The organism is Chryseobacterium carnipullorum, from assembly GCF_003815695.1.
Classification (GTDB): Bacteria; Bacteroidota; Bacteroidia; order Flavobacteriales; family Weeksellaceae; genus Chryseobacterium; species Chryseobacterium carnipullorum.
The window spans coordinates 1,003,367-1,018,195 of record NZ_CP033920.1 but is presented as its reverse complement, the minus strand read 5'-3'; the positions used below and the strand labels follow the sequence as shown (position 1 = coordinate 1,018,195).

The 14,829-nt window shown below is 37.8% G+C and carries 12 protein-coding genes; all 12 read right to left on the bottom strand.

What is annotated here, in order from left to right; genetic code table 11:
* Nucleotides 1–20: 20 nt before the first annotated feature.
* Nucleotides 21–1,022 carry a cation diffusion facilitator family transporter gene (locus EG346_RS04750; RefSeq protein WP_123877153.1) on the bottom strand — a complete coding sequence of 334 codons (1,002 nt, stop codon included), beginning with the start codon at nt 1,020–1,022 and terminating at the stop codon, nt 21–23.
* 53 nt (nt 1,023–1,075) lie between these two features.
* The gene (locus EG346_RS04745) at nt 1,076–2,068 is read right to left on the bottom strand and encodes an aspartate-semialdehyde dehydrogenase (protein ID WP_073330473.1); all 993 of its coding nucleotides are present in this window, start codon (nt 2,066–2,068) and stop codon (nt 1,076–1,078) included.
* Between the two features lie 75 nt (nt 2,069–2,143).
* Nucleotides 2,144–2,575 carry a hypothetical protein gene (locus EG346_RS04740; RefSeq protein ID WP_123877152.1) on the bottom strand — a complete coding sequence of 144 codons (432 nt, stop codon included), beginning with the start codon at nt 2,573–2,575 and terminating at the stop codon, nt 2,144–2,146.
* A gap of 94 nt (nt 2,576–2,669) precedes the next feature.
* Nucleotides 2,670–5,282: a TonB-dependent receptor gene (locus tag EG346_RS04735; RefSeq protein ID WP_073330468.1), complete on the bottom strand. Its 2,613-nt coding sequence runs from the start codon at nt 5,280–5,282 to the stop codon at nt 2,670–2,672.
* A 209-nt stretch (nt 5,283–5,491) separates the two neighbouring features.
* On the bottom strand, nt 5,492–6,352 hold the full coding sequence (gene nadC, locus EG346_RS04730) for a carboxylating nicotinate-nucleotide diphosphorylase (protein ID WP_123877151.1): 861 nt from the start codon (nt 6,350–6,352) through the stop codon (nt 5,492–5,494).
* Between the two features lie 10 nt (nt 6,353–6,362).
* The gene (locus EG346_RS04725) at nt 6,363–7,004 is read right to left on the bottom strand and encodes a hypothetical protein (protein WP_073330465.1); all 642 of its coding nucleotides are present in this window, start codon (nt 7,002–7,004) and stop codon (nt 6,363–6,365) included.
* Nucleotides 7,005–7,023: 19 nt separating this feature from the next.
* A complete protein-coding gene (gene nadB / locus EG346_RS04720; RefSeq protein ID WP_073330463.1) occupies nt 7,024–8,595 on the bottom strand; it encodes an L-aspartate oxidase in 1,572 nt (523 codons plus the stop codon).
* Nucleotides 8,596–8,624: 29 nt separating this feature from the next.
* Nucleotides 8,625–9,251 carry an NAD(P)H-dependent oxidoreductase gene (locus EG346_RS04715; protein ID WP_123877150.1) on the bottom strand — a complete coding sequence of 209 codons (627 nt, stop codon included), beginning with the start codon at nt 9,249–9,251 and terminating at the stop codon, nt 8,625–8,627.
* A 129-nt stretch (nt 9,252–9,380) separates the two neighbouring features.
* On the bottom strand, nt 9,381–11,642 hold the full coding sequence (locus EG346_RS04710) for an FIDD domain-containing protein (RefSeq protein ID WP_123877149.1): 2,262 nt from the start codon (nt 11,640–11,642) through the stop codon (nt 9,381–9,383).
* 248 nt (nt 11,643–11,890) lie between these two features.
* Complete coding sequence (locus EG346_RS25045; RefSeq protein ID WP_228429374.1) at nt 11,891–12,430, bottom strand: T9SS type B sorting domain-containing protein; 540 nt, start codon at nt 12,428–12,430, stop codon at nt 11,891–11,893.
* A 17-nt stretch (nt 12,431–12,447) separates the two neighbouring features.
* Nucleotides 12,448–14,151, bottom strand: coding sequence for a legume-like lectin family protein (locus EG346_RS04705; protein ID WP_228429372.1), 1,704 nt, complete (start codon nt 14,149–14,151; stop codon nt 12,448–12,450).
* A 159-nt stretch (nt 14,152–14,310) separates the two neighbouring features.
* Complete coding sequence (rnhA, locus tag EG346_RS04700; protein ID WP_073330455.1) at nt 14,311–14,787, bottom strand: ribonuclease HI; 477 nt, start codon at nt 14,785–14,787, stop codon at nt 14,311–14,313.
* Nucleotides 14,788–14,829: the final 42 nt, after the last annotated feature.

Sequence of the window (14,829 nt, the reverse complement as noted above, 5' to 3'; positions counted from 1 at the left end):
TCAGCCTGTGTGTTGATCAGCTAATCTACAGTGTGTTTTTCTACACTTGTTACATTTTCCGGGGTCCATTGTACGCGTTTAACAAAATTTTTTTCGCGGACAGGGCAGTCTTTGATCTGGCATACAGGACATGATATGGTCTTGCAGTCATCCATATGGAAATTAAATTCTATGTTTCTTTTGATATTTTTGGCCAGGACGATAATCATTTTTTCCATTTCATCATGAGCTTCACGAAGACTGTAATACCAGGGCAGGGTGATATGCGCATCAATGTGGAGATTGGCTCCGAATTGCTGGATCTTCATGTTGTGAACATCGATCCACTCTATTCTTCTGTTTTCTTCCAGCACTTTGATAATCTGGTTCAGAAGATCCGGATCCTGCTCATCCATAATCCCACTTAAAGACTTTCTAACAATTTTATAGCCTACATAGATAATATAAAAACCGAAAATAAGAGCTACCACCGAATCCAGCCAATAGATCTTGGTAAAGTAGACTACAATTAAACTGAGGACCACTCCAAATGTGGTCACGGTATCGGACTGTAAATGTTTTCCGGAGGAAATCAACACCAGAGAGTTTTCTGCCTTACCTCTTTTAATGGAAACATAACCCAGTAAATAGTTGACTACAGCAGTTGCTGCAATGATCCATATTCCCAGATCAATCTTGGCCAGTGTTTTTCCAACGACTAAGCTGTTGACACCTTCGTAGATGATCATAATGCCCGCAATAGCTATTAAAGCCCCTTCAATGCCGGATGTTACAAATTCTACTTTTCCATGGCCGTAAGGGTGGTCTTCGTCCTTGGGTTTTGCAGCCAGGTGAAGGGAGTAGAGTCCCATAAATGCACTGATGACATTTACAACGCTTTCCATGGCATCAGAGAATACTGCATCGGAATTCGTAAGCTTCCATGCGATGATCTTTCCTATGAATAAGATGACGCCGAAAACGGCAATAAGCTTTTGAAATCCTATTTTGTCTTTGTTGCTGATGGTTTTTTTATTTTCCATAGTTTGATAAAAAAAAGAATCTCAATTTTGAGACTCTTTTTTATTTTGTTAGTTTAAACTAAGTTGTTGGCTGCTAAGTATTCTGCAATCTGTACAGCGTTTGTTGCTGCTCCTTTTCGCAGATTGTCTGCTACGATCCAGAGGTTCAGCGTTTTGGGCTGTGACAGATCCCGTCTTATCCTGCCGACGAATACATCGTCTTTACCTTCTGAGTACAGCGGCATTGGATATTCGTTGTTTTTCACATTGTCCATGACTACCACACCCGGTGTTTCAGATAAGATCTTTCTTACTTCGTCAAGGTCAAATTCATTTTCAAATTCAATATTCACACTTTCCGAGTGTCCTCCCTGAACAGGAACTCTCACTGCAGTTGCGGTAAGATTGAATGTATCATCCCCTAAGATTTTCTTAGGTTCTTTCATTAATTTGATCTCTTCTTTAGTATAATCATCATCACTGAACACGTCACAGTGAGGAAGAGCATTTTTGAAGATCTGGTAAGGATACACTTTGGCAACGTTGTCATCTCCGCTGATTTCAGCATTGAGCTGATCTACGGCAGCTTTTCCTGTTCCTGTTACAGATTGGTACGTAGAAACGACCACTCTTTTCAGATCATATTTTTTATTCAATGGCCCCAAAACCATTACTAACTGAATGGTAGAGCAGTTGGGATTGGCAATAATTTTATCTTCTTTGGTTAAAACATGGGCATTGATCTCCGGAACCACCAGTTTTTTGGTAGGATCCATTCTCCATGCAGAAGAATTATCAATCACTGTGGTGCCGGCTTCTGCAAAAAGAGGCGCAAATTCAAGAGAAGTATCTCCTCCGGCAGAAAAAATAGCAATATCCGGTTTGGCAGCTATAGCGTCTTTCATGCTTACAATCGTAAATTCTTCCTGTTTATACTTCACCTTCTTTCCTACAGATCTTTCGGATGCTACCGGAATTAATTCTGTTACAGGGAAGTTTCTCTCCTCCAAAACTTTAAGCATAACTTGTCCAACCATTCCTGTTGAACCGACTACAGCTACTTTCATTGATTTAATTAAAAATTTAAGGTTAAACTATTACAACGGTATCAACGCATCATTAATACCGTTGTATTTTATTTTTTAAGCCCCAAAGACTCTCATCCAAGGGAACGCGAATGCAAATAAACCTACTGCAATAAGACCCATGATTACAATTCCCAGTGAAATGGTATCATTAGATTTTACTTTCTTATTAATGATGGTCATTAATACAGCTGCAATTAGCATAGAAAATGGGTGTTCTACATACTGGAATCTTAAGTCAGCGTTTTTCATTACTGATCCCATATCCAATCCTTTTGTAAAATTAATCACCAACATGATAACTCCTATCAGGAATTGAACATGGAAGAAGATCATCGTAAAAAGAGTCGTCTTCTTTAAAAATTTGTTCACTTTGCCACTGAAGCCAAACATCGTAGCTAAAAGGGCAATAATAAATAATGAGGTCAAAAGAAGTTCAAGATACCCGAATCCTTTGTGTGCATTAAGCAAAATCTTGTAAAAATCCATATTCAGTTTTTTCTATTTTTCTAGACACAAATATAACAAAAATCCCGGCGAAAAGCCGGGATAGATATTTATAAAATCTAATATGATGATCTTATTAGAAGTTGAATGACAATGTTGCTGCCCAAGTTCTTCCAAATCCGAAGAATACTCTGTTGGTTGTATCAATTCCTTTATAGAAGTTATTTGGATTATTGATATAAGCGCTATACTGCTGTTGAGCTGTTGCTCCACTTGGTATATCTTTAAAGTCTCCTGCTCCTTTAACGAAATTATTTGTTGCACCATCCTGGATGTAAGTAGTATCAAATAAGTTGTAAACGTTAGCTCCAATAGTGAAAAATTGGTTAGCGTCTCTCAATCTGATTTTATATGAAACACCTACATCTGTAAGATTGTAGTCAGGCAGTTTTAATACTCCTCTGTCTTGATTAGCTATGTTTGAGAAAGTAGCAATGTCAATAGAAGAATAAAGCTTACCTACAAATCTCCATCCTGCATAGATGCTTAAGTCTTTTACCGGCTTAACAGTAGCTCCTAATGATGCGGTCATTTGTGGAATACTGTTGCTGCTTGTTCCTCCTACTTTTACTTTATCAATATAAAGCGTAGTTGTGTTTGAATCTCCAGCTACCGTTAGAGGGTTGTTATTTCCGTCAAATGTTGTACCTGTTGCATTTCCTTTATAGTAATAGTCTCCCCAAGAGAACATTCCATTAATTTCCAAAAATTTGTTCAGTTTGTAAGTTGCATCGAACTCAACTCCCTGGTGAATTTCTGTAATACCATTCATCTCTGCGTATGCATCTGTTACGTCAGGAACCTGAATATTTCTTCTCAGAGCTCTATCTTTCCACTGTGTTCTGTAAATGTTAACATTTGCACTGAATTTTGCAGATCTGAAACCATAACCAACTTCAGCAGAGAAAATTTTCTCATTAGTTAACTGAGGGTTAACAACTTGCTGGTTACTTGGATATACAGTGTTCATGAATGGCTGCTTGCTGTAATAACCAATATTGGCAAAAACGTTATTGTTTTCATTGATATTATAGTTAGCACCCCCTTTAATGTTGTATCCGAAGATGTTTTTGAAACCTGTTTTTCTGTTTACAGTTTGGTTTCTTTGTACAGTAATACCATCTTGAACAAACTCATCAATTCTTTGATATCCTTGATTTGAAACTGATCCTTGTAAAAATGCAGATAAGTTATCTTTTGTATATTCTACTTGACCAAATCCGCTATACCAGATTACTTCACCATCATTACTAAAACCAACTCTTTCGTTAAGAGGAACCTGGCTTCCTCCAAAAGGATTCCATGATAATTTTTTATAGTCAGAAGTTTGAGTAACAAGGTTTGGAGCGATGTTCTTATTATTAGCATCTTTGTATCCTTGTGCACCATATAGATCTGAAATAACCTGATAGTGATATCCATAGTAGTATCTGTCATCAGTACCTACAGAGAAGTTCCAGTTATCATTGATCTTATGCTGGAAATTAGCTAATATACCATACCAGTTATGTGAATTAATACTTGCTCTACGCACTAATGTTGATCCTGCATTTGCAGTACTCGCATTTACTGCAGCATTTTCAGCAAAAACTTTGTCATAATTGTAAAGTCCCTGCGCATCTCTAAAGTAGGGTTGTCCGTTAACTAAAGTTGTAAGACCTCTACCGTTAACTCTTCCTAGATCTGCAGTACCACCACCTCTACCATTAGACATGTATGCTACTGTGCTTAACTTGGATTTATCATTGATAGTCCAGTCCCAGTTTAACATGATAACGGGTTTATTATAATAGTTTGATCTGTTGGAAAGAGCAACTCTTTTTCCTTCAGAATTCGTGTAATATCCCCAATCTGAATTATAAGTTCTGTCAGGAGTTCCGTCATTATCCGGATTGTATCTCACGTAATCACTAATAGAAGGAGCGTATGATCTTTGATCATGCCATTGTGGAGCTCCAGTAATAGTAAATTGGAAATTGTGTTTTTTATTTGGTTCCCATCCTAATGCGAAATAGTAAGCATAAGATTCGTAGTCTGTGTTTTGAATGTATGTTGCTCCGGTTTGTCTGCTCATTAAGAATGAAGAAGACCATCCCTTGTCAGACTTTCCTGTATTGTAAGCGAATGATGTTTTCAGAAAGTCATTGTTACCAACGCCTAACCTTACAATACCACCTTTTTTCATATCTGCTGACTTAGTGATGAAGTTCATTGTACCTCCAACAGAAGCGATCGCTAATTTAGAAGAACCAAGTCCTCTCTGTACCTGCATAAAACTCGTTACGTCAGATAATCCAGTCCAGTTTGAGAAATAAACAGTACCACCCTCCATGTCATTAACAGGCATACCGTTTACCATTACTGCAATGTTTCTTGATTCAAACCCACGCATAACAATCTGAGAGTCTCCGAAACCACCGCCACCTTTTGTAGCATATACAGATGGTGTTACATTTAAAAGTTCAACAAGTTCCTGATTTCCTTGTCTTTCAAGAATTTGTGCTGCTTTTACTGTAGAAACTGCTACTGGTGTTTTTCTATCTTTAGCGATATCGGTAACACCTCTTAAAATTACCTCATCAATATCTTTGGACTTTGATACCGTATCCTGAACCTGTTGAGCGTAATAAACACTAGCTGTAGATAGGGTGATAGCTACAGTCAGTATCGATTTGTTGATTAATTTCATAATCGTTAGTAATAGTTAGATTTAATTTTCTGCAAAATTCGCGAAATAAAATTTAACTAATATTAACTGTATGTTAATTTTTACTTAATCTTAATAATGTGTAAGCTGTTGAAATTCAGGTTTATATATAAAAATTGAATTTTGGCATGAAAAAAATCATATTATTGAATTTTTAACAAATGGGGGCTGTTTTTATTAAAAATACAACGCTATTTCACCGCTTTGAGACTCAAATCAATATTTTCAGCCGAATGGGTAAGGGCTCCCGCAGAGATATACGTTACTCCTGTTGATGCAATTTCTTTTAACATATCACGGGTAATTCCGCCTGATGCTTCAGACTCACATGAGCCGTTGATCATTTCTACGGCCTGTTTCATCATGTTTACATTCATGTTGTCCAGCATGATTCGGTCTACTTTTGCTTTAATGGCTTTTTGTACTTCTTCCAGATTTCTTGTTTCAACTTCAATTTTTAATTTTTTCTTATTAGTTTTAACGTAGTCTTTTGCCATTTTTACGGCATTGGTAATACTTCCGTTATAGTCGATATGGTTGTCTTTTAACATGATCATATCATAAAGACCATATCTGTGATTGGTACCGCCACCTATCGCGACAGCCCATTTTTCACATACCCTGAAATTCGGGGTCGTTTTTCTGGTGTCTAAAAGCTTTGTTTTGGTTCCTACTAATCTGGAATCCCAGTCATGGGTAAGGGTTGCGATTCCGCTCATTCTCTGCATACAGTTCAGAATAAGTCTTTCCGTAGAAAGAATGGACCGGGCACTTCCGGTTACTGTTAAAGCAACATCTCCTACCTTGGCAGAATCTCCGTCTTTAATCAATACCTCAACTTTTAAGTCTTTATCAAAAGTTTTAAAAATAATTTCTGCCAGTTCCACTCCGGCTAAAATACAGTCCTGCTTGACCAGAAGTTTGGCACTTTGTTCCAGGTCCTTTGGAATTGTGGAAAGGGTAGAGTGATCCCCATCCTGAATGTCTTCTTCCAGAGCGTTTTTGATGAATTGTTTTAAAACTTTATCTGTAACGTATGCTGGTCTTTTCATATTTTTAATTTTAATAATAGTATGATGCTTTTGTTCCGAATAATAAATCATGGATCACAAAAAGCAAAATTACTTCATTTTCATCAGCTTTTATTTTTTCAAACTCAATTTTATTTTTTATTCGGATATTGTTTTGGTTTGAAGCATAAAATTCTATTAAATATTTACCTTGAGGTCTATATGCATTAGGGTTTTCGGAATAAAAAAAATATTTCCAATTGAAGTTTTTCCAATGGTATTCCCTACTGTGAAAAAGAATTTTCTCTTTATTAAATTGTAGAATCGGATGTTGGTGATTATTGATATAGTACAATGTTAATTGAAGTTGGTTGTCATGAATAATTTCATCCAGATCAAATTGATCTTTTCCAAAATAATAAGGCTTTCCCAATTCCAGTATATTACACAATAAATTTAAAGGGAGTGGATATTTTGCTCTTGCAATAATGATCCTCTTTAAGTAATCGAAAAAGTTTCTTCCCAGAAGTGCAGCAACAATTCCCAGTATCCAGAAAACAAGATCACTTGAGTTATTCAATTTAACAACAAAAATAAGAAGTCCGAAAATTCCTAAAATCATTCCTATAATTAATACTTTTAGAATATATAAAAGTTTAATAATGGTAAGAATTTTCAAACTGAATATTTCCATTGATTTGCTTTAATTGCTATTAAGCTAAATCTTTATTATAAAAAGCACCCTTATTTTCAGTCATCTCAATAGACTGGGTAATAATAAGGTGAGCAACGGTGGTCAGGTTTCTTAATTCGGATAACTGTGGTGAAAGAATAGAGTAGTGGTAAATTTCGTCTACTGCTGCTGCGATCTCCTGGTGTTTTTGAAGAGCCATTGCCAGGCGCTTGTTACTTCTCACAATTCCCACAAGATCACTCATCATTTCCTGAAGCTGTTTTCTCAGGTAGCTGACGATGACCATTTCATCCATGATGTTCATTCCTTCTTCATTCCATTCCGGAACAGCTTTCAGATCGTCAAAATTAAAATTGTTTTCCTTGAGTAGCGCAACCGTCTTTATCGCGGCATTATGTCCAAAAACTAAACCTTCCAGTAATGAATTGGACGCAAGCCTGTTAGCGCCATGAAGTCCTGAGTTGGTGCATTCTCCTACAGCAAAAAGGTTTCTGATAGAAGACTGTCCGTCACGATCTACTTCAATTCCCCCCATCAGATAATGGCAGGCTGGTACCACAGGGATTAATTGAGTAAAAGGATCAATTCCTTCTTCTCTGCATTTTTTATAAATATTCGGGAAATGTTCCAGGAATCTTTCGTGATCCATGTCACGGCAGTCGAGGCCGGCATATTCATCTCCTGAAATTTTCATTTCGTTGTCGATAGCTCTGGCCACAATATCTCTTGAGGCTAATTCTTCACGCTCATCATATTTGTGCATGAATTTTTCACCTTTCTTGGTTCTTAATTTGGCGCCATCCCCTCTTACTGCTTCAGAAATGAGGAAAAGCATTCCGTTAATCTTGCTGTATAATGCTGTAGGATGAAACTGATAATATTGCATATTGGAAACTTTACCTTTTGCTCGGGCAACAAAAGCGATTCCGTCTCCGGTAGCAATGGTGGGATTCGTGGTGTTTTTGTAAACATGTCCCGCACCTCCGGTAGCTGCCAGTGTTATTTTGGAAGTGATTTTTTTGATTTTTCTTGATTTTTCATCAAGGATATACGCACCATAGCAGTTGATATCGCCCTGGCTCACTTCTTTTCCGGGAACGTGATGTTGCGTGATGATGTCAATAACATAATGATGGTCGAGGATTTCAATATTCGGACTGTTTTTAGCCGTTTCAAGAAGAGCTCTTTCAATCTCAAATCCTGTAATGTCTTTGTGGTGAACGATTCTGTTTTCTGTATGGCCACCTTCTCTTCCGAGAGCAAATTCTCCATTTTTCATGTCGAAATTCGCACCCCATTCCACGATCTCGTTGAATCTTGCAGGAGCTTCTCTTACAACCATTTCTACAACATCGCGTTTGTTTTCGCCATCTCCGGCACGCATGGTATCTTCGATGTGTTTTTCGAAATTATCATTTTTAAAGTCGGTGACTACAGCCAGCCCGCCTTGTGCATATTTAGTATTGCTTTCGTCTTCGTCAGATTTTGTTACAATGATGATCTTGGCATCAGGGAACTGTTCAGAAACTTTAATGGCATAGGAAAGTCCCGAGATGCCGGAACCTATTACTAATACATCCGCTTTTATCATATGCTTGCTTTAGGTACAATCGTTTAATATTAAATAAATTTAAACAATTTTTCGTTTGGTTTTCTTACTTTTTTCATGTGCTGGAAATGATCTTCCTCAGAACGGTAGCCTAAAGCGAGGGTGACGGTTACTTTTTCTGTATCTGGATTGATGTTGAGAATTTCTTCTATCACGTCCTGCCGGAAGCCTTCCATAGGGCACGAATCTATGTTTTCAATAGCAGCAGCGTACATCAGATTGGCCAGAACTATATAGGATTGTTTTTCTGCCCAGTTGAAAATTTCATCCTGTGTTTTTTGGATAATATATTGGTTGATGCTTTTTCTGAACAGATCAAGTTTCTCAACAGGTGTTTCCCTTACTTCAGAAATATGATTAAAATATCCATGAATATAGCTTTCCTCAATTGTTTTCTTTGAAATAATGACGATGAGATGGGAGCATGTAGAAATCTGTGAAGGATTATAGAAAGCTGGAATTAATTTCTGTTTCATCTCATTACTTTCTACCACCAATACCCTGTAGGGCTGAAGTCCAAGCGAACTTGCAGACAACTTTCCTGACTCGAGAATATTGTACAGGGTATCCTGAGGAATGATCTCATGATTAAATTTCTTCACAGAATATCTTCTGCTTAAAGCTTCCAAATAATTCATAGGACAAATTTAAGAATTGAATACGAATAAAATGACTTTAAAATGAAATATATACCTGCAGAAAGACAAAAAAAGGATCACTCCAAATTTAGAGTGATCCAGGGGTATTTAAAAATAATCAATTTAAATTTATTCTCTGTTTTTTACCATAATCCAACCGGAGAATTTGATTGGAGTATTCTTGCTGTTGTTCTCATTCCATGTGATAGAATACCAGTAGTTTCCGGTAGGAACTTTCTTACTGCCATTCGTAGTTCCGTCCCATGTGTATCTGTTGGATTTATCCGCCTGGAAAAGCTTGTAGCCATATCTGTCGAAGATTCCGATCTGCAGATTTTTTTTGTTTGAAAGTGCAGAATAATCAATTGCGTCATTCACACCATCTCCATTCGGGGTGATGACATTAATCAGATTCGGAACAGTAATATTGATTTCTATAGGTTCACAATCATAGCTGTCCTTTACAAAAATCTTAGTTTCACCTCTGGCAACATTGTTGAATACATTAGAATCCTGCCAGTTGATATTATCCATTGAATATTGGTAAGGCGGAGTTCCTCCGTTAGCGAAAACTGTGACCGTATTTGCTGAGATATCAATGGTTGTTACCACGGGTTGCTCAGAAGCATAGACTTTTACGGTCTGTAATGCGGTACAATCTCCTGTTTTTAGTTTTACCCAGTAGGTTCCTACTCCTACATTGGAAATTGTCTGTGTAGTAGCACCTGTACTCCATAGATATGAAGTGAATCCAGGTCCTGCATCCAATGTGGTTTTATCTTCAATACAGATGATCTTGTCTTTTAATACACTGGATAAAACCGGCGCCAAAACGGTTAGGGTCACTTTTGCAATAGTGTAGCAGCCCTGAGCATTGAAGACCTTGATGTAGATTACACCTGAAGGTGCTGTATAGGTTAAGAAATTTAAGATTTCATTGGTTCCGTTTACCGCGTCTGCCAGAGACGGATAATATTTTTTCGTTGCTCCTGTTACTGTTGTTACGGTAGCATTGCTTAAATTGAATGTTCCCAGTGAAGGATTGGTTTCAAGGAAGCATGTTCTCAGCGAAGCATCAGTTACAACGACAACCGGATTAAGATTCAGCGTAACTTTTGCAGTACTTACACATCCCTGGGGCGTCGTCACTTTTGCGAATATCACCGCTGCTCCTGATGCATACGCAGTAGGATTCGGAATCTGGTTAATTCCTGCATTAAGGTCGTACATAGTATTATAGAACTGCATCGTACATCCCGGAACCGTTGTTAAAGCTGCTGTGGTAAGATCAAATGTCGCTGTACCTGCATTGTTATTGTTACATCCGGTAAGGGTAGCATCAGTTGCCGCGAACGGTGTTGGATTTAGCTGTATAACTCCGTCTCCATTGTCGCATAGGGTAGAGCTTGGATCTTTAATGACGACTTTAATGGTTGTGTTGCCTGAATAAGCGAAACTAGTTGGATTGGTAATAGGAGTTGAACTTCCTAAAACATAGTAAGTGAACAGGTAATTACCGGGATTATTGACAAATTGTGCATTAAACGACGTAAGATCCACAGTTCCGGTTCCGGTTGCAGGATTTGTACATACAAATGGACTGACTGTAGCATTCAGGATGGGTACTTTATCTACAAAAACTTTCACATTCTTGATAGAGTGTCTTGCACTGGCACCACCCGTAGCTGCTGAAAAACCGAAGTAGCCTTGTGACATTCCTATGGCTGCTCCTGAAGGGGCAAATGACTGGTCTACAATAAGTACTCCATCAAGTTTAATTTTTATAATCCAGTTTGTCGGATTGGTAAGATCTGTTTCACCGTTTACTTCCACGTGTTTATAGACTGGTCCTACGAAAGGCTGGGTTGCTATAAGATCGGGAGAATGGAATGTACTGCCCGGAGTATTGTTGTATTCAATATTATTTCCTGCGGTGTCATTGGTTCCATAAAGCAGATGTATTTTACTCATCTGACCTTCTGTACTGTTATTGAAGATGTCAAATCCTACCATCAGTCCTGAAGCATTTCCCGGAATTCCAAGCCCACCTCCGGATACGAATCCTGTAGGGGGATTGACAAGGTACCAGAATGTGAAACCGTCTCCTCTTCCAAACTGGGTGGTTCCGTTTCCGTCGATCCTAAAATCAAATTCCACTTTCCATTTGTCACAATAGCTTAAAGTAATAGGAGTGGCAAGCTTTATAGCGCCATATAAACTGGTATTATCTGTGGTAAGACGGATAAAATCATTGTCAACAGCTGCATTGGAAACAAGGTCCCAGCCTGTGGTGTTAACAGGATTTCCTGCAAGCTGATAGGTTTGTGAAAACACTTGCCCGGAAAAGCCTAATAAAATGATTAAATAATAAATAAGTAGTTTTCTTTTCATGTGAAGCGATGGGTTTGAGGTTATTGATATAAATATATTTATTTTGATTGGATGGATATAATGAATAATTGTCAATTGTTTGGTTTAAATTGTCAATTTCAGGTTTATTTTGATTAATTGATAATATAATTAAAATAATATTGTGTTTTTGTTGTTCGGCGGTAAAAAGAAAGCTAATATGCTTTGTTTGGTTTATATTGATTAAAAAAATCACTCTTGAAAAAGAGTGATTTTTTTGAGATATAGTTTTATTCTCTGTTTTTTACCAGTACCCAGCCTGAATATTTTGTAGCTGTATTGTTTTTGTCATTTTCGTTCCATGAGATAGAATACCAATACGTTCCTGTGAGGATCTTTTTACCGGAAGCCGTTCCGTCCCATTTGAAATCTCTCATTTTGTTTGCTTCATAAAGCTTATTGCCGTATCTGTCATATACTATAATTACAAGATTTTTCTTGTATGCCAGAGCAGAATAATCAATGTAGTCATTCACATTGTCTCCGTTAGGGGTGATTGCATTAATCAGATTGGGAACAGTGATCTGTACCTCAACAGGCATACAATTGTAAAAGTCTTTAACGAAAACTTGGGCTTCCCCTCTGTGAAGTCCCGTGAACGTATTAGAATCCTGCCAGTCGGTACCATTTAAAGAATATTTATACGGTGGGGTTCCTCCTGATACATTGACGGTTACTGTTGTGTTATTGATGTCGATGCTTGTAATGACAGGATTGGCAGAGGCAATAACCTTTACAATCTGCGTTGTAATACAATCTCCGGTTTTCAATTTTACCCAATAAAGACCTACGCCAACTCCCTGAATAGAGGAGGTTGTTGCTCCTGTGCTCCATTCATAGCTGCTAAAACCAGGACCTGCGTCCAGATCTGTTCTGCCGTCAATACATTCATTTTATCTTTTAAAACGGTAGAGGTTACAGGTGGTAAAACGACAAGATTGACTTTTGCAACAGCAAAACATGCAGTGGCATCTGTTACTTTTACATATACTGAAGTGCTTACAGACATATACTGAGTTGGATTGACAATTTCATTGGTTCCGGCCAGAGCATCTGCAACAGAGGTGTAATATTTTTTAGTGAAACCGCTTGTCAGTGTTGTTACATTAGCGGAAGTCAGATCAAATAAGGCATTTGTGATATTGTTTTGAAGGAAACAAGAGCGAAGCGTGGCTTCTTTCACGGGAGTGTCCGGATAGAATGCTAAAGTGATTTTTGCAGTACCAGTACATCCCAACGGTGTTGTTACTTTTACATAAACATTTCCTGCTGCTGAAGTATAGGTTCCCGGATTTTGTATTTCATTGGTACCCGAATTGAGATCATTCAGGGTTCTGTAGTATTTTTTGACAACACTAAGCCCGCCTGCTACATCTGCTGCGTTGAGGTTGAATAATCCTGTTCCCCCTTTATTGTTGTTACATGCTGTTAAAGTTTTATCAGTAAGCAGAAGAGGGGCGAGTACCAACAGTATTTTTCCGTCGGGGTTGTCACACAGTATTCCTGCATTATCCTTGACGATAACGGTCACTGGGGTGTTTGCGTTGAATTGATAGTTGGTAGGATTTGTAATGGGAGTTGAGCCCTGTAGGTAGGTGAAGGTATAATTAGAAGGGTTGCTTACAAGTTGTGAATTAAAGGTGGTTAAATTTACAGACCCGAATCCTGTCGTTGGATTAGGACAGAAAGATTGTGTCACTGTATTTTGTAAAATAGGAACTTTATCGGTATAAATTTTAACGTTTTTAATAGAGTGTCTAGCACTTGCAGCTCCTGTAGATGCAGAGAACCCAAAGTATCCCTGGGTCATATTGGCGGCTGCTCCTGCTGGTGTAAATGATTGAGAAGTAATAGTATTTCCGTCTACCTTTACAGTAATGATCCAATTGGTTGGCAGAGCAGGATCTGTTTGTCCTGTAACTTCAACGTGCTTGTATGTATTTCCTACAAAAGGTTGGGTAGAATTAAGATCCGCTGAATGGAATGAGCTTCCTGCTGTATTATAATATTCTAAGCCATTTGTATCTGTCGTATTCGGAACCACGCCATAGGCAACATGAACTTTACTCATCAGTCCACCACCACCCATATTATTGTAAATGTCAAAACCAGTAATAAGGCCTGTAGCATTTTGAGGTATGCCTAATCCTGCTCCTTGTTGGCTTGTGACTGGAGGGTTCGCAAGATACCAGAATGCAAAACCATCTCCTTTTCCGGAAGAAGTTCCATTTCCGTCGATTCTGAAATCAAACTCTACTCTCCATTTATCGCAATATTTCAGATTGATGGGGTCGTTTAATTTTATAGATCCTGATTTATTTATTAAATCATCAGTGAGCATTATAAAATCTCCATTAACTATGGCAGGAGTAACTAAAGTCCACCCTGCAGTGGTTACCGGATTTCCTGTTAGCTGATACGTTTGGGAAAGTAGCCCTCCTGATAAAAAAAGCAGAAGAAGGGAAATATAAGACAGTAAAAATTTATTCATTGAATTGGGATTACTTTTAATTAGATACTGTAAATATATTAAATCCCAATTAATTAATATGTGTTTAGTGTTAATTTTACTGAAAATGATAGTAAATTTTCAATGAATTACGTGATAAACGGGTGAATATTGAATAGTATGAAGGTGAATTTAGATTTATTAAAAAAGAGTGTTGTTTTCCAGCCCTTCAAAATAGGTGTCGATCTCAAGTTCAGAAGAAGCTGCAGCAGCAACGGCGAGTTTGTCACAAAGCTCATTTTCAAAGTGTCCGGCGTGGCCTTTTATCCAGTGCATTTTAGGGGTGTGCTTATTGTACATCTCAATGAATCTTTTCCATAGATCTGGATTTTTTACATTTTTCCATCCTCTTTTGATCCATCCTGCGATCCAGTTTTGGTTTACTGCATCAGCGACGTATTTGCTGTCCGTATAAATGTGAATATCATTCTCCGAAGACTTTAGTTTTTCCATAGCGGAAATTACAGCAAGGAGCTCCATCCTGTTATTGGTGGTTTTCCTGAAACCTTTGGAAAATGTTTTCTGATAGTTCTTTTCAGGCACACGCATGAGAATTCCATAGCCTCCTTTTCCGGGATTTCCACTGCATGCACCGTCGGTATATATTTCTATTCTCAAAAGTCTTGGGAGATATAAATTAGTAGTTCATTTAAAATAAAC

What these genes read in the sequence shown, in the direction of transcription:
- EG346_RS04725 (WP_073330465.1), bottom strand. Translation starts at nt 7,004, where the DNA reads ATGGAAATATTCAGTTTGAAAATTCTTACCATTATTAAACTTTTATAT.
- EG346_RS04715 (WP_123877150.1), bottom strand. Translation starts at nt 9,251, where the DNA reads ATGAATTATTTGGAAGCTTTAAGCAGAAGATATTCTGTGAAGAAATTT.
- EG346_RS04745 (WP_073330473.1), bottom strand. Translation starts at nt 2,068, where the DNA reads ATGAAAGTAGCTGTAGTCGGTTCAACAGGAATGGTTGGACAAGTTATG.
- EG346_RS04710 (WP_123877149.1), bottom strand. Translation starts at nt 11,642, where the DNA reads ATGAAAAGAAAACTACTTATTTATTATTTAATCATTTTATTAGGCTTT.
- nadB (WP_073330463.1), bottom strand. Translation starts at nt 8,595, where the DNA reads ATGATAAAAGCGGATGTATTAGTAATAGGTTCCGGCATCTCGGGACTT.
- EG346_RS04750 (WP_123877153.1), bottom strand. Translation starts at nt 1,022, where the DNA reads ATGGAAAATAAAAAAACCATCAGCAACAAAGACAAAATAGGATTTCAA.
- EG346_RS04740 (WP_123877152.1), bottom strand. Translation starts at nt 2,575, where the DNA reads ATGGATTTTTACAAGATTTTGCTTAATGCACACAAAGGATTCGGGTAT.
- EG346_RS04735 (WP_073330468.1), bottom strand. Translation starts at nt 5,282, where the DNA reads ATGAAATTAATCAACAAATCGATACTGACTGTAGCTATCACCCTATCT.
- nadC (WP_123877151.1), bottom strand. Translation starts at nt 6,352, where the DNA reads ATGAAAAGACCAGCATACGTTACAGATAAAGTTTTAAAACAATTCATC.
- EG346_RS04705 (WP_228429372.1), bottom strand. Translation starts at nt 14,151, where the DNA reads ATGAATAAATTTTTACTGTCTTATATTTCCCTTCTTCTGCTTTTTTTA.